This window comes from Hyunsoonleella aestuarii (genome assembly GCF_006148925.1).
GTDB classification, from domain to species: Bacteria; Bacteroidota; Bacteroidia; order Flavobacteriales; family Flavobacteriaceae; genus Algibacter_D; species Algibacter_D aestuarii.
On record NZ_VAWB01000001.1, the window covers coordinates 1,709,210 to 1,730,926 of the forward strand.

At 33.2% G+C, this 21,717-nt stretch carries 21 protein-coding genes; 11 read left to right on the forward strand and 10 right to left on the reverse strand.

Annotation, left to right across the window (positions count from 1 at the left end; all coding sequences use genetic code 11):
• Positions 1-3 precede the first annotated feature (3 nt).
• The 3 genes from FEF17_RS07720 to FEF17_RS07730 all read left to right on the forward strand — a co-directional run bounded on the left by FEF17_RS07720 (position 4) and on the right by FEF17_RS07730 (position 2,885).
• Positions 4-1,779: a peptide MFS transporter gene (locus tag FEF17_RS07720; RefSeq protein ID WP_139001767.1), complete on the forward strand. Its 1,776-nt coding sequence runs from the start codon at positions 4-6 to the stop codon at positions 1,777-1,779.
• A gap of 88 nt (positions 1,780-1,867) precedes the next feature.
• Entirely contained in the window at positions 1,868-2,332 is a 465-nt protein-coding gene (locus tag FEF17_RS07725) for a thioredoxin family protein (RefSeq protein ID WP_139001768.1), read from the forward strand.
• Between the two features lie 4 nt (positions 2,333-2,336).
• Positions 2,337-2,885, forward strand: coding sequence for a thioredoxin family protein (locus FEF17_RS07730; RefSeq protein WP_139001769.1), 549 nt, complete (start codon positions 2,337-2,339; stop codon positions 2,883-2,885).
• A gap of 6 nt (positions 2,886-2,891) precedes the next feature.
• On the opposite strand, the gene FEF17_RS07735 is transcribed toward FEF17_RS07730, so the two are convergent.
• The 5 genes from FEF17_RS07735 to surE are packed head-to-tail and all read right to left on the reverse strand — an operon-like array spanning position 2,892 to position 7,695.
• A complete protein-coding gene (locus FEF17_RS07735) occupies positions 2,892-4,937 on the reverse strand; it encodes a ComEC/Rec2 family competence protein (RefSeq protein WP_139001770.1) in 2,046 nt (681 codons plus the stop codon).
• Between the two features lie 23 nt (positions 4,938-4,960).
• Positions 4,961-5,494 (reverse strand): C40 family peptidase, encoded by a 534-nt coding sequence (locus FEF17_RS07740; RefSeq protein ID WP_139001771.1) that lies wholly within the window; start codon positions 5,492-5,494, stop codon positions 4,961-4,963.
• Positions 5,495-5,502: 8 nt separating this feature from the next.
• Positions 5,503-6,618 (reverse strand): lipid-A-disaccharide synthase, encoded by a 1,116-nt coding sequence (lpxB, locus tag FEF17_RS07745; RefSeq protein ID WP_139001772.1) that lies wholly within the window; start codon positions 6,616-6,618, stop codon positions 5,503-5,505.
• A gap of 1 nt (position 6,619) precedes the next feature.
• A complete protein-coding gene (locus FEF17_RS07750) occupies positions 6,620-6,901 on the reverse strand; it encodes a hypothetical protein (RefSeq protein WP_139001773.1) in 282 nt (93 codons plus the stop codon).
• Positions 6,902-6,921: 20 nt separating this feature from the next.
• Positions 6,922-7,695: a 5'/3'-nucleotidase SurE gene (gene surE / locus FEF17_RS07755; protein WP_139001774.1), complete on the reverse strand. Its 774-nt coding sequence runs from the start codon at positions 7,693-7,695 to the stop codon at positions 6,922-6,924.
• A 178-nt stretch (positions 7,696-7,873) separates the two neighbouring features.
• On the opposite strand from surE, the gene FEF17_RS07760 reads away from it, so the two are divergent.
• Positions 7,874-10,009: a carboxy terminal-processing peptidase gene (locus tag FEF17_RS07760; protein WP_139002157.1), complete on the forward strand. Its 2,136-nt coding sequence runs from the start codon at positions 7,874-7,876 to the stop codon at positions 10,007-10,009.
• A 9-nt stretch (positions 10,010-10,018) separates the two neighbouring features.
• Complete coding sequence (locus FEF17_RS07765; RefSeq protein WP_139001775.1) at positions 10,019-11,113, forward strand: ABC transporter permease; 1,095 nt, start codon at positions 10,019-10,021, stop codon at positions 11,111-11,113.
• Positions 11,114-11,125: 12 nt separating this feature from the next.
• On the opposite strand, the gene FEF17_RS07770 is transcribed toward FEF17_RS07765, so the two are convergent.
• The 3 genes from FEF17_RS07770 to FEF17_RS07780 are packed head-to-tail and all read right to left on the reverse strand — an operon-like array spanning position 11,126 to position 13,728.
• Entirely contained in the window at positions 11,126-12,001 is an 876-nt protein-coding gene (locus tag FEF17_RS07770) for a sterol desaturase family protein (RefSeq protein WP_139001776.1), read from the reverse strand.
• A 35-nt stretch (positions 12,002-12,036) separates the two neighbouring features.
• Entirely contained in the window at positions 12,037-12,507 is a 471-nt protein-coding gene (locus FEF17_RS07775; protein WP_139001777.1) for a monoheme cytochrome C, read from the reverse strand.
• Positions 12,508-13,728, reverse strand: coding sequence for a sulfite oxidase (locus FEF17_RS07780; protein WP_139001778.1), 1,221 nt, complete (start codon positions 13,726-13,728; stop codon positions 12,508-12,510).
• A 325-nt stretch (positions 13,729-14,053) separates the two neighbouring features.
• Here FEF17_RS07780 and FEF17_RS07785 point away from each other — a divergent pair, with 325 nt between their 5' ends.
• Positions 14,054-14,734, forward strand: a complete 681-nt coding sequence (locus FEF17_RS07785; protein WP_139001779.1) for a hypothetical protein — start codon at positions 14,054-14,056, stop codon at positions 14,732-14,734.
• A 72-nt stretch (positions 14,735-14,806) separates the two neighbouring features.
• On the opposite strand, the gene yihA is transcribed toward FEF17_RS07785, so the two are convergent.
• Positions 14,807-15,418 carry a ribosome biogenesis GTP-binding protein YihA/YsxC gene (gene yihA, locus FEF17_RS07790; protein WP_139001780.1) on the reverse strand — a complete coding sequence of 204 codons (612 nt, stop codon included), beginning with the start codon at positions 15,416-15,418 and terminating at the stop codon, positions 14,807-14,809.
• Between the two features lie 71 nt (positions 15,419-15,489).
• Positions 15,490-16,254 carry an alpha/beta fold hydrolase gene (locus tag FEF17_RS07795; protein ID WP_139001781.1) on the reverse strand — a complete coding sequence of 255 codons (765 nt, stop codon included), beginning with the start codon at positions 16,252-16,254 and terminating at the stop codon, positions 15,490-15,492.
• A gap of 294 nt (positions 16,255-16,548) precedes the next feature.
• Between FEF17_RS07795 and mraZ the strand changes: the two genes are divergently transcribed.
• The 5 genes from mraZ to FEF17_RS07820 all read left to right on the forward strand — a co-directional run bounded on the left by mraZ (position 16,549) and on the right by FEF17_RS07820 (position 21,716).
• The gene (gene mraZ, locus FEF17_RS07800) at positions 16,549-17,016 is read left to right on the forward strand and encodes a division/cell wall cluster transcriptional repressor MraZ (RefSeq protein WP_139001782.1); all 468 of its coding nucleotides are present in this window, start codon (positions 16,549-16,551) and stop codon (positions 17,014-17,016) included.
• Positions 17,003-17,899 (forward strand): 16S rRNA (cytosine(1402)-N(4))-methyltransferase RsmH, encoded by an 897-nt coding sequence (rsmH, locus tag FEF17_RS07805; RefSeq protein WP_139001783.1) that lies wholly within the window; start codon positions 17,003-17,005, stop codon positions 17,897-17,899. The genes mraZ and rsmH overlap by 14 nt, the downstream gene beginning before the upstream one ends.
• An 8-nt stretch (positions 17,900-17,907) precedes the next feature.
• On the forward strand, positions 17,908-18,225 hold the full coding sequence (locus FEF17_RS07810; RefSeq protein WP_139001784.1) for an FtsL-like putative cell division protein: 318 nt from the start codon (positions 17,908-17,910) through the stop codon (positions 18,223-18,225).
• Between the two features lie 63 nt (positions 18,226-18,288).
• Positions 18,289-20,256: a penicillin-binding protein gene (locus FEF17_RS07815; protein ID WP_139002158.1), complete on the forward strand. Its 1,968-nt coding sequence runs from the start codon at positions 18,289-18,291 to the stop codon at positions 20,254-20,256.
• Positions 20,253-21,716 carry a UDP-N-acetylmuramoyl-L-alanyl-D-glutamate--2,6-diaminopimelate ligase gene (locus FEF17_RS07820; protein WP_139001785.1) on the forward strand — a complete coding sequence of 488 codons (1,464 nt, stop codon included), beginning with the start codon at positions 20,253-20,255 and terminating at the stop codon, positions 21,714-21,716. Before FEF17_RS07815 ends, FEF17_RS07820 begins: the two co-directional genes overlap by 4 nt.
• The last annotated feature ends 1 nt before the right edge of the window (position 21,717 follow it).

A 21,717-nucleotide genomic window follows, 5' to 3' on the forward strand; every position in this document is an offset into this window, starting at 1 on the left:
ATCATGGAAGAAAATTCAACCGATCATTTTTTTAAAGACAAAGTATTAGGGCATCCATCAGGATTGTTTGTTTTATTTTTTACCGAGATGTGGGAGCGTTTTTCATATTATGGAATGCGTGCTATTTTGGTGATTTTTTTAACTGGGGCGATTATTGGAGATAACCCAGGGTGGGAATGGACGTCCGAAGCAGCACTTTCTCTATTAGGAACTTATGCAATGCTTGTTTACCTCACCCCTCTAGTTGGTGGTTGGCTGGCAGATAATAAAATTGGCTATAGAATGGCAGTTGTTATTGGTGCTTTACTAATGACTCTCGGTCACGCCTCTATGGCTGCTGAAACACCAACATTTCTTTACATTGGAATTGCATTTTTAATAGTTGGTAACGGATTCTTCAAACCTAATATGACCTCTATTATTTCTAAGATGTATGAAGGCCATGACGAGAAAAAGGATGGCGCTTATAATATTTTTTATATGGGTGTAAATGCCGGAGCCTTTATAGGAATTATGCTTTGTGGTTGGGTAGGAGAGAAAATTGGTTGGAGTTACGGTTTTGGTCTTGCTGGAATATTTATGCTTTTAGGGATGCTTCAGTTTTATTATGCACAATCACTCTTTGGTAACATTGGTGATAAACCGAAAAATGAGAATGTCGATATAATAGATGATTTAGCCAATAATTATAAGGAGGTTTCGAGCAGGGGAGAAAAATTAAATAGGTTTTTAACGATTGATTATTTACTTATAGGTGTCTTTATAATTTCAGCAATGATTTTTATAATTAACGACCCCTTAAGTAAAATTGGGAACATTTATACTTTTAATTTCACTGTTGCAGGAATGGCAGATTCTCTGTTTTTCGCATTATTAGCTGCGATAACATTTATTTTACTTCTGTTAGTTAGAATACCAAGATATATTCCCGTTGAAAGAGATAGAATGATTGCCTTTTCAATCTTTTGTATTTTCACTATTTTCTTTTGGGCGGCATTTGAACAAGCGGCAGGATCACTCCCAATTTATACCAGAGATTATACTAACAGAATTTTGGAAGGAGGTGCAGCAACAACTTTTAAAATTGTTGACTTAATAGTTACTGTGGTGCCGCTTTGTGTCATAACTTATGTCCTTTTAAGTTTATTTAGAAAAACTTTTAATAGAATAGGTTTATCTAATATTATTCTAGGTTTTAGTTTTATTATAGTTTGGGCTATAGTTTTATATAAATTATACATTGAATTTCAATCTACCGAAACAGAAGTTCCAATTACATGGTTTGCTATATTGAACTCTCTCTTTATTATTATGTTTGCACCCCTATTTACGAAATGGTGGGATAGTAAATATAATCCACCTGCATCAGTGAAGTACTTTTTAGGATTAGCTCTATTGGGAATTGGATTTGGTTTCTTAGCTTTCGGTGCAAAAGATGTGCCGCTTGGAGCTCAAACAGCAAGCCTAAGTATGGCGTGGTTGGTATTTGCTTATTTGTTCCATACGTTGGGAGAAATGTGCTTAAGTCCAATGGGGTTATCTTATTTAAGTAAGCTAGTTCCAGGACGTATGGTGGCATTTATGTTTGGTGTTTATTATTTGGCAATAGCAATTGGTAATAAGTTGGCACACTATGTAGGCGGCGATATAGAAAAAATTACGAGCGAACATGGTCTTTCGTTTTTCTTTTTGATATTTACTTTTATACCTATTGGGTTGGGTCTTGTTTCCTTAATGTTACACCCATTATTGAAAAAACTCATGCATGGTGTTCGTTAATCGAATAAAAAGTTAAAATAAACTCAAAAAGCTCCTGTTTAGGAGCTTTTTTTGTAAGTTCGGAATAGGTTTTGCAACATAAAGGGTTATGAAAAAGACAATATTTGGATTTTTAATATTTATTGGAGCTTATAGTTTCAGCAACGCTCAAAAAGCAATTTGGCATACCGATATGACAAAAGCTTCCGAAATTGCCATAAATGAAAACAAACCAGTACTCATGTTTTTTACTGGATCTGATTGGTGCGGGTGGTGTAAAAGATTGCAGCGCGAAGTATTATTAACTGAAGATTTTGAAGCTTGGGCGAAAGATAATGTGGTGCTTATGGAATTGGACTTTCCAAGAAGAGCACCTCAAGAGCAATCAGTAAAGGTTCAGAATTATCAGTTACAGCAAATATTTAAAGTTACAGGGTATCCGAAGATATTTTTTGTGAACCCAGAAAAGAAACCCGATGGAAAAATGAATTTAAACAGTCTTGGCAGTACTGGATATGTGCGTGGAGGAACTCAAAAATGGTTGGCTGTTGCAAATAATATTATAAAAAAATAGAAAGATGAAAAGGATTTTATATTTATTTATGGCATGTTGTTTAATTTCAATAAATGCTCTAGCACAAGAAATTAATTGGGTGACTTTGGAAGAAGCGGTAAAGCTTCAAAAGAAAATGCCCAAAAAGATTATGGTAGATGTTTATACCAATTGGTGTGGTCCCTGTAAGATGCTTGATAAAAATACATTTCATAACAAGGATGTTGTGGACTATGTCAATAAGCATTATTATGCAGTTAAGTTTAATGGTGAAGGTAACGATGTGGTTACTTTTGATGGTAAAACATATGATAATCCAAACTATAATCCAGCAAATGCAAAAAGACGAAATTCAGCACACCAATTGACCCGTTATTTTCAGATAAATGCTTACCCAACTATAGTTTTTATAGATGAAAAAGGTAAAATGATAGCTCCAATAAAAGGCTATCAACAACCGCAAGGGTTAGAGCTTTATTTGAAACTGTTTAAGGACGATGCTTATAAAGAAATGGATACCCAAGAAAAATTTACAGCTTATGCGAAAGCTTTTAAGGCAGAGTTTCAAGGTTAAAAGATTCTAATAATCAATAATATAGGCTCCCTTTTCGCCAGTTTGGTGAAATGGGAGTTTTCTTTTATTGCAAATCTTCTTCCATCTTTCGATATACGATTTGTAGTTACTGCCATCTGCTATTATTTGCTCGAGATTCAAAGAGTCGATAAGTCGATTTAAATTAATTTTAGGGGATTTTCTTAAAAGCACATAATCAGGTTTGAATAATTTGGTGTTGTAAATACCCAAACTGTCTATAACCAGAAGCTTTTTATTGTTTAAAATGTAGAAAGGTTTTAAGGTGTCTTTTTTGATTGTTTTAATATGACTCTTTACAGTAAAAGATTTGATTATTTTGGTTGTTGATGCTGAAGCTGAAAGGGAATCGGAATTGGATGCAACAGACATTTCATTTTTAGTAATATGTCCAATGAGACTGCTTCTGCTTTTATGAAAGATTATTAATTGGTTCGATGGTTTGTTTAACTTGGTGTAGAGCATGGCGGCTTGTACAAGTAAAACGGAAATTAAGAAGAATTTTAAGCTGAAATAATCTTGTTTCTTATATAATCTAACCAGGGCAATAATCAATACATAGCCTGTTAAAACATATAAAATATTGAAGGGTATGTCTTTGATTAAGAAGGATTCTTGACTCGAAACCCAGCCAACAATTCCATTCATTTTACTAATGATGCCTCCATAAAAGTTAGCTAGAAAATTTGGTAACAAATTTATAGAAGTCAATAGGATAACTAATAGACCTATTCCTAAGATAAGTCCAAGAAAAGGAATGATGATTATATTAGAAACAAAAAATAAACTTGGGAATTGATGAAAATAGTATAAGCTAATTGGAATAATACCAAATTGAGCGGAAACCGTTATGGTTAGAGTGTGCCATAGTTTATCGAGAATCCAATATTTAGTTTTCCATAGATTGTATAATATAGGATCTATCGATACTATTGTGAATACTGCCAAATAACTTAGTTGAAAACCTACATCAAATAAAAATAACGGTTTGAATAGTAAAATTACAAACATGGAAATAGCCAAGGTGTTATAAATGTTTGTAGGTCTTTTTAAGTTCATGGCTATTGCAACAATACTAAACATGGTGACAGCGCGTGTAACGGAAGCGGATAAACCAGCTATCAAAGCAAAAGCCCATAGGAAGATAACAAGTAAAACAATCTTTAGAGGTCTGCCATATTTAAAGTATTCTATGGGTTTTAAAACGATACTTAGAATGAGTAAAATAATTCCAACATGCAGACCAGAAACCGCCAAAATATGTATGGCGCCAGCATTGGTGTAGCTCTCATAAATTTCCTTACTTATATCCTGACGTTGCCCTAATAGTAAGGCATTAATAATGGCAAGCTCATCTGGTTTAAATGAATGGCTTTCCATTTTAGAATTAATATACTGCCTAATTGTGTTGGCAATTCCAAATAACGTTTTAGTGCTGGTTTTAACTTTAAATAATTCTTGATTTTTAATAAATGATTGATGGTAAATGTATTGCTTGTCGAGATAAATTTTGTAATCGAACTGGTGCGGATTTAATGGATGAATAAGATCCTTAAGATCTAAATAGCTAATGAATATTTCGTCTACAATTAGTTTAGCATATAAAGAGTCTTTTTCAATGTTAAGTAATGATTTTCCAGTTACAATGGAATCATTGATTTTTAAAATATCGATGATGTATTTGTCATAATAATTTCCAGGTTTTAATACTTCTCTTATCCTAAAGGTGACTTGCGAAGTTGAATTATTTTTAAAACTCTTATGCTCACTATAATGATTATAAAAATTCTTTTGATTGTGAAAATTAACTACCAACATACCCAAACAAATCATCATGGTATATGCTATAATACCAAACCAAATAGTTTTAATAAATTGCTTTCTAGATACTAAAAATGAAATTAGGAATATTGAAAATAAACTGACTACAAGGTATATATTGGTCTGCAATGGGATTTGAAAGGAGTAACCAATTGCAATTCCAATTATAAGACAAACGGTCAGTTTTATAATGGTGAAATTTAAAAGGCGCATGCGGTTTAAATATAAGAAATATCTTATAAAATACGACGTGCTTCAAAAAAGGATTTTTGCCAATAGCTTTCAGATAAGGAAGAGGTAATAACACCTGCTTTTGTGGTAGCATGAATAAATGTAATGTCTTTATTGTTTACTTTAACAATTAAGCCTACATGGTTAATCGCGTTTCTTCTGTTTTTTCCAGTTTTAAAAAATAGTAAATCCCCTTTTTGAGTGTTTTTCAAGGTAATTTTAGTGCCCTTTTTGGCCATGTCTCTAGATATCCGGGGGAGATAAATATTATGTGCATTAAAAGACTCAAAGATTAAACCAGAGCAATCCATCCCTGATTTGCTCGTGCCACCCCATTTATAACGAACACCTTTGAAGGATTTGGCATAATTAATAATTTTATCTTCAATGGGGATAACTTCATTGGAAGTAAGACTATTAGTTTTTTGTTTTGATTTTTTTGTTATTACTTTAGATGACGTGGAATTTTTTGATCGCTTTGAGGATTTACAGCTATAAAAGGCAACTATTAGGAGAATAAGAACTAGAATTTTTCTCATTAATCTTGCTAATCTTGAAGTGACTTAAAAATTAACTTAGCTGTTTTTTCGCTTGCGCCTTTACCTCCCAATTTTTTCTCTAGCTCATAATAATTCATAAAGAATTTGGTGCGCTCATAAGGGTCCAAAATAATGTCCAATTCTTTTTGCAATTGCTTTTTGTTAAAGCCATTTTGGATAAGCTCTGTCACTACTTTTTTGTCCATAATCAAATTAACGAGCGAGATATATTTAAGCGTAATAATTCGCTTGGCAATTTGATATGAAATATTACTTCCTTTGTAGCATACTACTTGAGGCACTTTAAACAAGGCTGTTTCTAAAGTGGCTGTGCCAGAAGTTACTAATGCCGCAGTGGAAACACTAAGTAAGTCGTAAGTTTTATTTGGAACAAAACCAATATTACGTTTAGTAATGAATGGTTTGTAGAACTCGTATTCCTGACTTGGCGCTCCTGCAATTACAAATTGATAATTAGGATAATCATCAGCTAAACTTAGCATAACCGATAAGGTCTTCTTTATTTCTTGTTTCCTACTTCCTGGTAAAAGCGCTATAATGGGTTTGTCATTTAGGACGTGTTCATTTCTAAATTCGAATTCATCAACTTGATTTCTATCCGATATAGCATCAATTAAAGGATGTCCTACAAAGGTAACATCGTAATCAAATCTGCTTTCATAAAATTCTTTCTCAAAAGGCAGTATAACGTACATAGCATCAATATCCCTTTTAATGGCATAAACCCTTTTCGCGCGCGATGCCCAAACTTGAGGAGAAATAAAATAGTTAGTTCTATAACCTTTTTGCTTTGCCCATTTGGCGATACGTAAATTGAAACCTGAATTATCAATAAAAATAATGACATCTGGGGCATAGCTTTCAATATCTTTTTTACATAATGAGATATCCTTGAAAATTTTAAAAAGATTCATGATTACCTCAATAAACCCCATGAATGAGCGCTCTTTGTAATGTTTTACAAGTGTGCCGCCAACACCTTGCATTAAATCGCCACCCCAAAACCTAAAATCAGCATTTACATCTTCTCTTTGTAAAGCCTTCATAAGGTTTGAGCCATGTAAATCGCCAGAAGCTTCGCCAACAATTATATAATACTTCATTTTAGAAGAGTTTAAAAACAAAAGTAAAAACAGCAATAAAAACAGTAATTAGTAAAACACCCCGCGCTCTGTAATCTTGTCTTTTTTTAATAAAAATAAAAAAAGCAATTAAGTTTAAAATAGCTCCGAGACTTATTAATTTACCAAGAAAGCCTTCATTGGATGCTGCTTTTATAACATTCATAAAATCATCACCTTGTCCCAATAGGGTAGCAGCTAAAAACAAACCAAACACATTAGCAATTAAACCTATAAGTACACCAATTAAAACTTCTTTTTTCATTTTTGTTTGTTTTAATAAATCTATTTTAAATTCCAGTTTTTCAAATCGTTAATAAGGCGATGTGCCGTTAAGTCAAACTGAATAGGAACGAGTGAAACATAATTATTTTCTAAGGCCCACTCATCAGTGTCATCACCCTCATCTAAATTAACAAATTTGCCAGAAAGCCAGTAATATTCTTTTCCTTGTGGGTTAACCCTTTTATCAAATTCTTCAACCCAATTAGCTCTTGCTTGTCTACAAACTTTAATGCCTTTTATTTCCGATTCTATAATGTCTGGGATATTAACGTTTAGTACAATACCGTTAGGTAATCCATGTTTTAAAACGTTTTCAGAAATGTTTTTCACAAACGATTTACAAGCTTCAAAATTCGCCTGCCATTTATAGTTTAGTAAAGAAAAGCCAATGGCAGGAATGCCTTCAATACCAGCTTCTAAAGCGGCACTCATGGTACCAGAATAAATTACATTTATGGACGAATTTGAGCCATGATTAATGCCAGAAACACATAAATCGGGCTTTTTAGGCAGTAATTCTCGAATTGCAAGTTTTACACAATCTGCTGGGGTGCCAGAACAGCTATATTCTTTAATTGTATCATCTCCAAAATCTACCCGTTCTGCATACAAAGTCGAATCTAAAGTAATAGCATGACCCATGCCACTTTGAGGACTATCTGGAGCTACAACCACAACATCCCCTAAAGTCTTCATAACAGATATCAAAGTTCTTATTCCAGGTGCATTAATACCATCGTCGTTGGTAACTAGAATTAATGGCTTTTCGGTCATAAGTTTAACACTTTAGGCATCGCTAAAATACATAATTTACGTTGTAAAGCCCTAATTTCTTTAGTTTAACAAAAAATTAGTAGCAATTAACTTTATTGGCATAGTTTTTTCTTTATTTTAGTAGAAAATATGCGGTATTTTCCATAGAAATATGAAATATTAACAGATGAAAAAAATTATGAAGAGGAATTATAAAATGTTGTTTTTGGTATTGCTGCTTGCTTTTGCTTCATGCAGTTTTACAGCCAAATCGTTTGATGATCCAGATAAGGATAAATTATTAGTTCGTGTTATAACATATGTTTTACAGCAAGGTCATTTTGATCCAATTGATATGGATGATGAATTTTCGGCTGAGTTGTATGAAGACTATATTGAAACTATCGACCCAGTTAAACGATATTTCTATGAATCTGATATTAAGGATTTCGAAAAGTTTAAATTAACGTTAGACGATCAACTCAAGGCACAGGATATTACATTTTTCAATGTGGTACATGAGCGTATGTTAAAACGCATTGAAGAGGCTAAAGAGATTTATGCTGAAGTCTTGTTAAAACCATTCGATTATACTTTAGATGAAGAGTTTGATACCGATTATGAAAATATGGAGTTTGCAAAAAATAAGAAGCAAATGAAAGAGCGCTGGAGAAAACAATTAAAGTTTTCTACGCTTAGTAACTATGATGATTTATTTGAAGACGAAAATCGAATTAAAGAAAGAGACCCATCTCATGTTGTTAAAACAGAAGCAGAGATTGAAAAAGAAGCTCGTGAATCAACTTTAAAATCTATTGATATCTATTTCAACGACAATATCGACGACTTAAAGCGTGAAGATTGGTTTGCTATATATGTCAACGCTATCGTTGAAGAGTTTGATCCACATACCTATTATTTAGCTCCAAAAGGGAAAGAAGATTTCGATCAGCGTATGTCTGGAAAGCTCGAAGGAATTGGAGCTAGATTAACTAAACGCATGGACAATATTAAAATAGTTGAATTAATTTCTGGTGGCCCAGCTTGGAGAAGTAAAGAGTTGGAAGTGGAAGATATTATTTTGAAAGTTAAGCAAGAAGATGAAGAATTCCCTGTTAACATCGTAGGAATGCGAATTAGTGATGCGATCAAGTATATAAAAGGACCAAAAGGAACGAAGGTAACATTAACCATTAAGAAAATTGATGGTACTGTAAAAGATATAGAAATTGTTCGTGATGTTGTAGAATTAGGAGAAACCTACGCAAAAGCATCATTAGTTGAAAAGGATGATAAGAAGTTTGGCGTTATTAATTTACCTGCATTTTATGTCGATTTTAATGACTACAAAAAATTAAATGCCGCTAAAGATGTTAAGCTTGAAGTAGAAAGACTAAAGGCTGAAGGCATGGAAGGCTTGGTTTTAGATTTGCGTAATAATGGAGGAGGCTCCTTGCCAGCTGTTGTTGATATGGCGGGATTATTTATAAAAGATGGTCCAATTGTGCAAGTCCGTTCAACAGGCGAGTCTAAGGAGGTTTTAAGAGACCGAGATAAATCCATTACTTGGGATGGTCCATTGGTGATATTGGTTAACGAAATATCAGCATCGGCGTCAGAAATTATGGCTGCAGCAATGCAAGATTACAAGAGAGCTATAGTAATTGGTAGTAAGCAAACTTATGGGAAAGGCACTGTTCAAAATGTTCTGAACCTGAACAATTTGGTTCGAAATAATTCCAATGGTGATTTAGGAGCTTTGGCATTAACCACTCAAAAATATTATAGAATTAATGGAGGTTCGGTGCAGTTGGAAGGAGTAAAAAGTGATGTTAAAGTGCCTGGACGTTTTAGTTTTATTGATGTAGGAGAAAAAGATAAAGATAATCCGCTACCTTATGATGTAATTGACGCTGCCGATTATACTGTTTGGGATAATTATTTCGATTATGACCAAACTATTAAAAGTAGTGCGGAAAGAATGAGTAATAATGAGCAATTAAAACTTATTGAAGAAAATGCTAAATGGGTGAAAAGTAAAATTGATGACACAGTATTTTCATTAAACTATAAAAAATATAAAGCTAAACTTGATTTAAATGAAGAAGAGGCGAAACGTTTTGATGCACTTTCCGATTATAAAACAAATTTAACATTTCAACCTCTTGCTTATGAAAAAGAGCTTTTTGAATCTGATACCACTGATTTGAAAGAGAAACGTGAACGTTGGTATGAAAGCTTAAGTCAAGACGTATATATAGAAGAAGCATTGAATGTTCTTGAAGATTTGCGCACATCTCAAGGCATTAAAAAAGTTGCTTCGGTTAAGGATTAGGAAAAATATATGAGTTATAAATCGCACTCATTAAGACAATTAGCGCTCCAAAAATTTAAGAAAAATGTTTGGGGCGTTTTTAGTTTATTTTTTATTCTTTTCGTTGGTTTCATATCTATTTTCGCTTACGCACTAGCTCCTGACAATTCTATGCATGCTAATCAAATGCATTTGTCCATACATTCTAAAAAACCAGGTTTTAAGGTTCAAATGCTAACCATGCCTAATCAGAATATTAATAAACAATCATTTTTATCTAAGGTTTTTTATGGAGAAAAAAACACAATTACTGAAATAGCGATAAGCGATTTTAAAGTGGATAAAGATAATTTATTTTACACCGAATATGCTTCGGATGGTATTATAGTTGTTTCTAAGAGCATTCCGTTGCAAGCTTTTCCGGAAGGAAACTATAAATCATTTATAAATGAAAAATCATTTGTTTTTGGAACCGATAAATATGGCCGCGATTTACTGAGTCGTGTTTTGGTTGGTGCTAGAGTTTCTTTTTTTATTGGATTTGTAGCTGTTTTTATTTCGCTACTTATTGGGATTTTTATGGGAAGTTTAGCTGGTTATTTTGGAGGTAAGGTAGATGCTGTAATTATGTGGATTATTAATGTGACTTGGTCCATTCCAACATTGTTGTTGGTAATCGCAATAACATTGGCTTTAGGTAAAGGGTTTTGGCAAGTTTTTATTGCTGTTGGTTTAACCATGTGGGTTGAAGTAGCTCGAGTAGTTCGAGGTCAAATTATTAGTGTAAAGGAAATGCAATATGTTACTGCAGCAAGAGCATTGGGTTTTAACGACTTTAGAATTATTTCCAAGCACATTTTGCCGAATATAATGGCACCTGTTATTGTGATTTCGGCTGCTAATTTTGCTGCAGCAATTTTAATTGAAAGTGGTCTTAGTTTTTTGGGAATTGGTGCTCAACCACCTATGGCTAGTTGGGGAGCTATGATTAAAGATCACTATAATTATATTATACTCGGTAAACCCTATTTAGCAATTATTCCAGGACTATGCATTATGAGTTTAGTAATGTCATTTATGCTTATTGGTAATGCTTTAAGAGATGCATTGGATGTAAAAACCTAATCTTCATAAGAATTATTTTTGTCCTTTTTTAAACCCATAAATGTTTTGATGAATAAAATCTTTTGGAAATTTGTCATCACCTTTAAAACCTATTTCTACAGTTCCACTATCTTCAGGAATGTAATTTGTTTTAAATATATAATCCCAAAGACTTAAACTAATGCCATAATTCACACCATATTTTCCTTTAGGTAGAACGTAGGCATGATGGTATAAATGCATTACGGGGTTGTTGAAAACATACTTAAGTGGCCCCCATGTTATTTTAATATTCGCATGGTTTAAATGACCAATTGCAATGGTTATAAAATGAATGATATATGCTTGTTCTGGTTCAAAACCACCAATTAGCATGACGCCAAAAGTTTTTAGCGGCTTGTATAGTATATTTTCCATCCAATGGTATCTTAAGTGTGCTGCAAAACCCATTTCTTTTACACTATGGTGTACTTTATGGAATTTCCATAAAAAAGGATATTTATGTAATAATACATGTGTGAACCATTGTACGAAATCAAGAATAATAAAGAATATTAATAACTGAATCCACATTGGCCATAATGAAATGTCAAATAACGCAAAAGTTTTGGCAGTAATATTTACATCTAAAAATAGTAGCCCAAGAATTTTGTAAACACCACTAATGACAATTGAGAAGATGAAAAAATTGAAAAACATATAAAATCCATCTAACCAGAAATCTTTTCTAATGATTGATTGTTCTTTTCTCCATGGGAATACAATCTCTAAAACCCAAACAAAAATTGAAATTGCTACAAGTCCCCAAAAATAATTCGTGTACCATGGCACTTCAAAGATTATAGATTTCCAAGTCCAACTTAATGTGCCATTGAAAGCACTAATAAAAGCGTCTAAATATTTTTCCATGATTATTTTTTTTAAGGTTTAAACTAATTTCTTTTTTATTCTTTTAAATAATACCAATTTATATTTTCTATGGGCGCTCTTCTACCCATGTCTCTTGGAGGATAATTTGTAACTAAATAATTGACTATTACCTTTTGATTTTTTCCTAAATCCCATAGGTTTTGGGTTTCTTGCATCCATTTAATAGTTGCATTCCAGCGTTCAGCATTCATTCTATTTTGAACAAGTAATTTTGATGAATGACAGTTGGTGCAATTATTTACTACGGTCATTAATCCCTCGTTGTTTATTAATCCAGTCCTTATATGAATACCATTTTCTATTCTATCTTCATCTTCTTCTAAAGGAATATTAACAATGGTCTTAGATTCTGTACTATGAAAATAACTGGGGTTAACAGTGTAATATACAATCAATCCACCTGTTATTAAAAACAGACTAAAAAGTACAAATACTAATCGAGTTACTTTATTAATGAGTTTTTTATAATCTTCTTCTTTAGGCATTTAATTTACTTTTACAGCGATTCTATGACAAGCATTATTTAAGTACCCTTTAGGATTCCATCCCGGTAAAAGCATAGGTTGTGCTTTATTGTTTGAATCAGTTGCTTTTGCCCATATTTCATAGTATCCTTTTCTAGGAAAGCTAACCAATGCATTAAAGTGTTGCCACGCCAATCTGTTTAAAGGTTTTTCAATTGCACATAATTTCCAAGTAGATCCAAAATCTATTGAGTATTCCATTTTAGCAACTTCTAATTCTCCCGCCCAAGCATGTCCACGAATATTTAAAGAACGCCCTTCTTTTATAGTAGCACCAGATTTCGGATAAGTAATTAATGATTTTACAGGCATAGATTCAATTATACACATGTCTTCATCTTTAACTTTCTCTCCTGGGGCAATAGGATTGCAGGGAATTCTATATGCATCACCGGTCATTTTTGTGCCATCATGTACTTGATCTCTTATGCTAATTCTATTCACCCACTTTCCAGAAACCGAAGCTGGCCAACCCCCAGCGACTAAACGTAAAGGGTATCCATGCACTAAAGGAATATCTTCACCGTTCATTTTAAATGCTAATAAAGTTTCATCTTGAAACGCTTTTTGCATAGGGAATCCTCTCGAAATAGGTTCTTTAGTTGGGTCTTGACTCAAATGCAAATCTACTCCATGAAAACCTATATAAACAGCATTGTTTTTAATGCCTACATCCTTTAAAACATCTCGTAAACGAATACCTGTCCAGGAAGCGCAGTGCACGGCTCCTAAAGTCCATTGATTACCTTTTGCTGTCGGATTGAACTCACTCCGACCATTTCCACCGCATTCAATGGTTAATTGATAAGTGTATTGTTTAAATTTTGTTTTTAACTCCGTTAAAGTGTATATTTTATTAATCTTGGCCGATTCACCATCAATAGTGAGTGTCCATTTTTTAGCATCAATATTTTCAGGTATTAAACCATTATTTCGAATAAACATACAAGAGTTAGGTGTGATTTTGTCGTCTAGTAAGTGTGCTTGTGCTTCAATATTCCAAGGTTTGTCGTTTAACACAATCATGTCTTTATGTTTGTTAAACATTTTAAAAGGATCAGGCTCTTGTATGGCTAGAGGAATGTAGCCATCCGGTAAATTTGAACCAAAAATAATATCTGCACCAATTAGTGTCGCAAATGAGCTTAATGTTCCTTTTTTAACAAAATCTCTTCTTTTCAAAATGATTAAATTATAGGTTCTTAAAAGAAAATCTCTCTAAATTACAATTTCTAAAACTTTCCCTTTGTTACTTATGTTACAATAACTACGTGGCATATTAAAGAATCTAATTAATAATATAATATTACATGAATTGTCTAGTTCGGACAATGATATTAGTCAGCTTAATTAATTGTATTGAAATTGACGGATATCAGTTTAGTATATTATTAAAAACAATACTTTGGTATCATAATTTTTAATACAAATTTTCATTTTGTAACTTATGTTACAAGAAAACATTTATAGTATTAGTAATTTTCAAGACGACTACAAATTATACATTATGAAAAAAGATTTTGAAACAAAATTTACAGGTTGGGCCTTTATAGTTGCTACGGTATTATTATGGGGAGGTTGGGTGCTTTCACCGCATCATATAGGTGAATATATTGTGGCATCAGATTTTAGTGCTATTAGCGAAGATTTATGGTATTGGATTTGGATGTATCGCTTTCATATATTTGGATGGGTAACCATGGCGATTTCCATGTTTGCATTGGTGTCTATCACAGCAAGAAAACCTTATCGCGTGTTAATGCTTCCTGGTGCAGGTATGGTTATTGTAGGAACTTTTACTATTGCTATTGCGGCTGCGTATTTTTATAACTACGGCGCTTGGGGTGTTGGACAAACGGCTGGCAAATCTCCAGATGAAATTCAGGAGTTTATGGATAGCATTCTATTTACCAATCAATATGTAACCTGTTTTGTACGTTTTGGTCGAATTTTTTCAGGTGTAGGTTTAGTTTTATTAGGATATGGATTTATAAAATGGAACATTGTAGGTAAATGGTTGGGCTGGTTTACACTTTTGTTAGGATTTGTGGCAATGGGAATTATTCTGTCTATACCAGATAACTTTGAAGTTTATAAACCAGTATTCCATGTAAAAACACTTTGGTTATTAGCTATGGGTATTTCGTTGCTACTAAATGGTGTTAATATTCCAGAAAGGGATTCTTGAATTTAGCATAAATTATTAGACTAGGTATAGTGAGTTTGATATTGTGTTAAGTAATACGTTGAATATTAAGAGTTAATTTTTTTCTAACTCCATATTTCGATTCAATTGGTCAATATACTCTAATACATCGTCTCTGCCAATATCCTTAGAAGAGGAAGTAATAAAGTAATTTGGCATTTCTTCCCATGTTTCTAATAAAATGGTTTTATAGTCCTGGACATAGTTAACTATAGCCTTAGGTTTCAACTTATCAGCTTTAGTAAATATGATAGAAAATGGAAGCCCATTTTCTCCTAGCCATTGCATAAATTCTAAGTCAATGGGTTGTGGTTTATGGCGTATATCAACTAATACAAATGCTGTCACTAGCTGTTCCCTTAAAGCGAAATATTGTGTAATAAACTTTTGGAATACCTTTTTAGCACTTTTAGAAACCCTAGCGTAACCATAACCGGGTAAATCTACCAAATGCCAATTTTTGTTAATTAAAAAATGATTAATTAGTTGCGTTTTTCCTGGTCTTCCCGAGGTCTTTGCTAAACTTTTTCGGCTAGTTAGCATGTTTATAAGAGAGGATTTACCAACATTACTTCTACCAATAAAGGCGTATTCTGGTAATCGGCTTTTTGGACATTTATCAACATCGGAATTGCTTACTACAAATTCAGCAGATTTAATTTTCATGTTTCTTTGTTCTCTTAATAGGTGAGAATGTATATTTCGTTAAAAATTTCTGAATTTTATTAAGCTCTAGCTTAAAGTTCTCGTTTTTGTAACCAAGCATTCATAATTTGGTTGAACTCATCGGGATGTTCCATCATAGCGGCATGCCCACATTTATCAATCCAAAATAGGTCAGAATTTGGAAGCAATTCATTGAACTCTTTGGCGACCTCAGGTGGAGTAACATTATCATTTTTACCCCAAATAATACAAGTTGGTGTTTGCATTTTAGGTAAATCCTTAGCCATATTATGGCGAATTGCACTTTTGGCAATGGCAAGGGTTTTTACAAGTTTGTTTCTATCGTTTACAGTTTCGTAAACTTCATCTACGATTTCTTTGGTTGCTACAGCAGGGTCGTAAAAGACGTCTTGAGCTTTTTTCTTGATAACTTCGTAGTCACTTCGTTTTGTATAGCCACCTCCCATAGCACTTTCATATAAGCCAGAGCTTCCTGTGATTATAAGTGCTTTTACGTTTTTGGGATACAATTTGGTGTGGTATAAACCTATATGGCCTCCTAAAGAGTTTCCAAGTAATATCACTTCTTTAAAACCTTTAAATGCTATGAAATCATTAAGGTATTTAGCAAAGCTTTTAACGTTCGTTTTTAATAACGACATGGTATAAATAGGTAATTCAGGAATTAAAATCTTATAACCTTGCGAGCTGAAAAAATTTGTAACAGAGTCAAAATTACTAAGACCACCCATAAGACCATGGAGAACAATTATAGGCGTGCCTTCTCCAACTTCGATATAACGGTAATTTTTTTCTTCTTTTAAGCGATGCGTCATTAATCAGTTAGTCATTTGGTTAAAAACAAATATAGTTATTTCATTCAAATTTCAGGTAAATAAATGATTCAAGCAGATAATAGCGCAAATGTAAGATGTTAACAATCGTTAATCTTTATTGATGTTATTTTTTAAGTGACTGGTAATAAGAGAGTAATGTTTATTGGAATCATAATAATCGTCGATAAAAGACATTTAAACGAAAAATTATTAACAAAGTGGTATAAAGTGGTAAAATGTGGTAAAATTTTCGATATATTTGAAACTTAAACACCAAAACGCCAACCAAACTAATTGGATTCATTAATAGGAACATACGAATGTAAAGTCGATGCAAAAGGGCGATTAATGATGCCTGCTGCATTGAAAAAACAAATGTCATCCATTTTGCAAGATGGCTTTGTTTTGCGTCGTTCTGTATTTCAAAAATGCTTAGAGCTTTACCCTATTAAAGAATGGCAGGTACTTATGCAAAAAGTGAATAAGCTTAATAAGTTTAAGAAAAAGAATAATGATTTTATTCGCCGCTTTACCGCTGGTGTTAAAATGGTAGAGGCAGATGTAAATGGTCGATTATTAATTCCAAAAGACTTAACGGTGTTTGCAAATATTTCGAAAAACATTGTTGTGGCCTCTGCAATCAATATTGTGGAGATATGGGATAAAGATTTATACGAACAAGCAATAAATGATGCAGCTTTAGATTTTGCAGATTTAGCCGAAGAAGTTATGGGACAAGATGATGATTATGGAATATCATAACCCTGTTTTGCTAATGGAAACCGTTGATGGGTTAAATATTAAACCCGATGGTATTTATGTGGATGTGACTTTTGGAGGTGGTGGTCATAGTAAAGAAATACTAAAAAGGCTTGGAGCTGATGGAAAGTTATTTGCGTTCGATCAGGATTTAGATGCTCTTGAAAACGCTATAGATGACCAACGTTTCACTCTGATTAATGAGAATTTTAGGTACGTAAAACGGTTTTTAAGGTTTCATGGAGTGAAACAAGTTGATGGCGTATTGGCAGATTTCGGAGTTTCGTCACATCAATTTGATGTTGCTGAACGTGGATTTTCAACCCGTTTTGATGCGAATTTAGATATGCGAATGAATCAACAAAATGAGTTGTCGGCATTGAAAGTGGTTAATGAGTATAGTGAAGAGCAATTGAAAAATGTTCTTTATCAATATGGAGAATTACGTGCAGCTCCTGCCATGGCAAGATTAATTGTTGAGTACAGAGAAAATGAGCCAATAGTTACGAGTAAACAGCTAAAAGAGGTTCTAAAAAAGTTTTTACCTCCAAGGCATGAGAATAAAGTTTTGGCTCAAATTTATCAAGCAATAAGAATAGAAGTGAATCAAGAAATTGAGGCTTTAAAAGAATTTTTATTGCAGACACCAGAAATTTTGACTGAAGGGGGAAGATTAAGTTTTATCTCTTACCACTCATTAGAGGATAGGCTAGTTAAGCGATTTATTCGTAACGGAATGTTTGAAGGAGAGCCAGAGCGCGATGTATTTGGAAATTTTGAAGTGCCACTTAAAAAAGTAAACGGACTTATAGTTCCTACTATGGAAGAGATAAAAATAAACAACAGAGCTAGAAGTGCTAAGCTGCGCATTGCTGAAAAAATCTAAAGCATAAATTGAAAAAAAGAATTCAGAAAATATTAAAAGGAACATTTCTAGTTAGCGATGACTCTTTTAAGAATTGGAGGTTCATCATTTTTATTTCAGGTTTAGCTATCGTGATGATTGCTAGCTCTCATAGTGCTGATAAAAAAGTTTATGAAATAGCACGATTAAATAATGAGGTTAAGGAGTTGCGATCTAATTTTTTAGATGGACGATCCAGGTTAATGCGACTTAAAATGGAATCGGCAGTTAATACAAAAATGAAAGAGAAAGGATTGGCACCTTCTGTAATTCCGCCAAAAAAAATTAAAGTTAAATCTCAAAATTAAAATAGAAGCTTGGCAGTAAAGGAGAAAAGCATATTAAACCGTTTGTATTTTATTTCAGGATGTATGTTCGTCTTCGGAATTGCTGTGGTGTTTAAGCTTGTGAGTATTCAGTTTTTGCAAGGAGATAAATATAAAAGTCTGGTTGGAAAGCGATCAATAAAGAATGTAACAATACCCGCAAATAGAGGTAATGTTTATGCAGATGATGGTAGCTTATTAGCGACCTCAATTCCTAAATATAATATTGCTATTGATGCGGTTGTTTCTTCTTCAAAATTATTCGAAGAAAACATAAAGGCATTGTCTGATTCACTTTCCAGATATTCAGGTAAATCATCAAGTTATTATCAGCGGGCCATCAGAAGAGCACGTGCAAACAAAAATCAATATTATTTATTGGCAAAAAACATTGGGTATTCTGATTATGTGAGATTAAGAAGTTTTCCGCTTTTAAATAAAGGAGCTATTCCTGGAGGTTTGATAGTTGAGCAAAATACAAAACGAGAATTTCCAATGGGAAGTATTGCACGACGAACGATTGGTTACGAGCGTATTGATGAGAAAGGCAATGTAACCCGACCTGGTATTGATGGTGCTTTTGGGGTAAAATATTTAAGAGGTACAGATGGAAAACGTTGGAAGCAAAAAATAGGCAAAAACAAATGGAAACCTCTTACCGATTATAATCAGGTTGAGCCAAAAGATGGTTATGATGTTTACACAACCATTGACGTTAATATTCAGGACATAGCTCATCATGCTCTTTTGGAGCAGTTGGATAAATATAAAGCAGATCACGGATGCGTGATCGTTATGGAAACCAAAACAGGCGAAGTAAAAGCGATTTCCAATTTAGGAAGAAGTTCTAAAGGAGTGTATTATGAACGATTGAATTATGCTGTTGGAGAAAGTCATGAACCGGGATCGACCTTTAAGCTTATGGCCTTAGCAGCAGCCTTTGAAGATAAGTTAGTTGATACCAGCGATGTTGTTGATACAGAAAAAGGGATTTTGTCTTTCTATGGAAAAAAAGTGAGAGATTCAAAGCATGGTGGCTACGGAAAAATAACTGTTTCTAAAGCTTTTGAGGTGTCATCGAATACTGGGGTTGTAAAAGCCATAGATCAGGCTTATAAAGAAAAACCAAGCAAGTTTATTGATCGCCTTAGTGCCATGAATATTAAGCATGGCGATTCTTTGGGGATTCCAATTATAGGTGAAGCAAAGTCTATAGTGCCAGATCCAAGAGTTAAGAATGGAAGATGGAGTGGTATTGCTTTACAATGGATGGCTTATGGTTATGGTGTTTCATTCACACCATTACAAACATTAACATTCTATAATGCTATCGCTAATAACGGTGAAATGGTAAAGCCTCAATTTTTGAAGGAGGTTAAAGAATTCGATAAAGTTATCGTGCCATTTGAAAAAGAAGTTATTAATAGACAAGTCTGTTCTAAAGAAACCATTGGAAAACTTCAAAAGCTTTTAAAGAATGTTGTTGAAAAGAAGCATGGAACAGGAAACGGATTGTATTCAGAAAATTTTTCAATGGCAGGTAAAACAGGAACTTGTCAGAAAGATTATCGTGATAAAGATAAGCTCAACTATATCTCTTCGTTTGCAGGATATTTTCCTGCTGATAATCCAAAATACTCTTGTATTGTAGTTATTCACGAACCTGATAAAAGCGTAGGTTATTATGGAGCTGATGTTTCAGGTCCCGTATTTAAAAGAATAGCTCAAAAAATATTTACAGATACACCAATTATTGATGAAGTAGAAACTTTAGAGGTGAAAAACGCTAAAGCTGAATCGCAATTTGAAGCGTACTACAAATTAGCCCAAAACCACAAAACAATTATGCCTAATGTGGTTGGTTTGCCTGCTATGGATGCTATCGCATTATTAGAAAATATGCAAGTTGATGTTAAGATTGAACTTTTGGGAGCTGGTATTGTGAAAAAGCAATCTGTAAGAGAAAAAGTAAAGTTAAATAGTAATCAAACTATTGTTTTAAACGCTTCGTGATAGAATTAAAAGACATATTATATAAGGTTACATTAAATGCGGTGGTTGGCAGCACAAGTCTTGCAATAAAAGCAATTGAATTCGACTCAAGAAATGTAAATTCTGAAAATGTGTTTGTGGCTGTGAGAGGAAGTGCAGTAGATGGTCATGAGTACATAGATAAAGCAATTGATAGTGGTGCTATTGCAATTATATGTGAGGAGATGCCACAAAATCTGCAAGAGGGTGTTACCTATGTTGAAGTTGATAGTTCTAGCAAGGCCATGGCAATAATGGCTTCTAATTTTTACAATGTTCCATCCGAAAATTTAAAACTAATAGGTGTTACAGGTACTAACGGTAAAACAACCGTTGCAAGTCTTTTATATCAGTTATTTAAGAAGGCTGGATATAAAGTGGGTTTATTATCGACAGTAAAAATTTTAGTTGATGATAATGAATATAAGGCAACTCATACTACACCAGATTCTCTAACAATTAATAAGTACTTGGTGGAAATGAATAAAGCTGGAGTTGAGTTTTGTTTTATGGAGGTTAGTTCTCATGGAATCCATCAAAATAGAACCGAAGGACTTCATTTTGAAGGTGGTATTTTTACGAATTTATCTCATGATCACTTAGATTATCACAAATCCTTTGCGGAATACAGAGATGTTAAAAAGCGATTCTTCGATCAGCTTTCATCTAAGGCTTTTGCCTTAGTAAATACAGATGACAAGAATGGTTTAGTGATGCTTCAAAACACATCGGCTAGAAAATTCACTTATGCTATAAAAGGTTATGCCGATTATAAAGCTCAAATATTAGAAAATCAATTTAGTGGGCTTCTTCTTAAGTTGAATGATAGCGAGGTTTGGTCAAGATTAATTGGCAATTTCAACGCTTATAATGTTTTAGCGATTTATGCTACTGCCGAATTATTGGGTTTAGAAAAGGTTGAAATTTTACGAATTATAAGTGAGTTGCAAAGTGTAACTGGACGATTTCAATATCTAGTTTCAGATGAAAAAATCACTGCTATAGTTGATTATGCACATACACCAGACGCATTAAAAAATGTGTTACGGACTATAAATAGTATTCGAACAAAAAACGAAGAATTGATAACTGTTTTTGGATGTGGTGGAGACAGAGATAAAACCAAACGCCCGAAAATGGGTCATATAGCTTCGGCATTAAGTACAAAAGTAGTTTTAACTAGTGATAATCCTAGAAGCGAAGTTCCAGAAACTATCATTGAAGAGATTGAAAAAGGTGTTGAGCCTCAAAATTTTAAAAAGGTTCTCTCAATAACCGATAGAAAACAAGCAATTAAAACAGCATGTCAAATGGCTAATCCAAATGACATAATTCTAATTGCAGGAAAGGGACACGAGACATATCAAGAAATTAAAGGAGAACGCTTTGATTTTGATGATTTTAAGATAGTACAAGAATTTTTAAAACAGTTGCAAAAATAAT

Coding starts and splice junctions, on each gene's coding strand:
- FEF17_RS07720 (WP_139001767.1), top strand. CDS start 4: ATGGAAGAAAATTCAACCGATCATTTTTTTAAAGACAAAGTATTAGGG.
- FEF17_RS07725 (WP_139001768.1), top strand. CDS start 1,868: ATGAAAAAGACAATATTTGGATTTTTAATATTTATTGGAGCTTATAGT.
- FEF17_RS07730 (WP_139001769.1), top strand. CDS start 2,337: ATGAAAAGGATTTTATATTTATTTATGGCATGTTGTTTAATTTCAATA.
- FEF17_RS07735 (WP_139001770.1), bottom strand. CDS start 4,937: ATGCGCCTTTTAAATTTCACCATTATAAAACTGACCGTTTGTCTTATA.
- FEF17_RS07740 (WP_139001771.1), bottom strand. CDS start 5,494: ATGAGAAAAATTCTAGTTCTTATTCTCCTAATAGTTGCCTTTTATAGC.
- lpxB (WP_139001772.1), bottom strand. CDS start 6,618: ATGAAGTATTATATAATTGTTGGCGAAGCTTCTGGCGATTTACATGGC.
- FEF17_RS07750 (WP_139001773.1), bottom strand. CDS start 6,901: ATGAAAAAAGAAGTTTTAATTGGTGTACTTATAGGTTTAATTGCTAAT.
- surE (WP_139001774.1), bottom strand. CDS start 7,695: ATGACCGAAAAGCCATTAATTCTAGTTACCAACGACGATGGTATTAAT.
- FEF17_RS07760 (WP_139002157.1), top strand. CDS start 7,874: ATGAAGAGGAATTATAAAATGTTGTTTTTGGTATTGCTGCTTGCTTTT.
- FEF17_RS07765 (WP_139001775.1), top strand. CDS start 10,019: ATGAGTTATAAATCGCACTCATTAAGACAATTAGCGCTCCAAAAATTT.
- FEF17_RS07770 (WP_139001776.1), bottom strand. CDS start 12,001: ATGGAAAAATATTTAGACGCTTTTATTAGTGCTTTCAATGGCACATTA.
- FEF17_RS07775 (WP_139001777.1), bottom strand. CDS start 12,507: ATGCCTAAAGAAGAAGATTATAAAAAACTCATTAATAAAGTAACTCGA.
- FEF17_RS07785 (WP_139001779.1), top strand. CDS start 14,054: ATGAAAAAAGATTTTGAAACAAAATTTACAGGTTGGGCCTTTATAGTT.
- yihA (WP_139001780.1), bottom strand. CDS start 15,418: ATGAAAATTAAATCTGCTGAATTTGTAGTAAGCAATTCCGATGTTGAT.
- FEF17_RS07795 (WP_139001781.1), bottom strand. CDS start 16,254: ATGACGCATCGCTTAAAAGAAGAAAAAAATTACCGTTATATCGAAGTT.
- rsmH (WP_139001783.1), top strand. CDS start 17,003: ATGGAATATCATAACCCTGTTTTGCTAATGGAAACCGTTGATGGGTTA.
- FEF17_RS07815 (WP_139002158.1), top strand. CDS start 18,289: ATGTTCGTCTTCGGAATTGCTGTGGTGTTTAAGCTTGTGAGTATTCAG.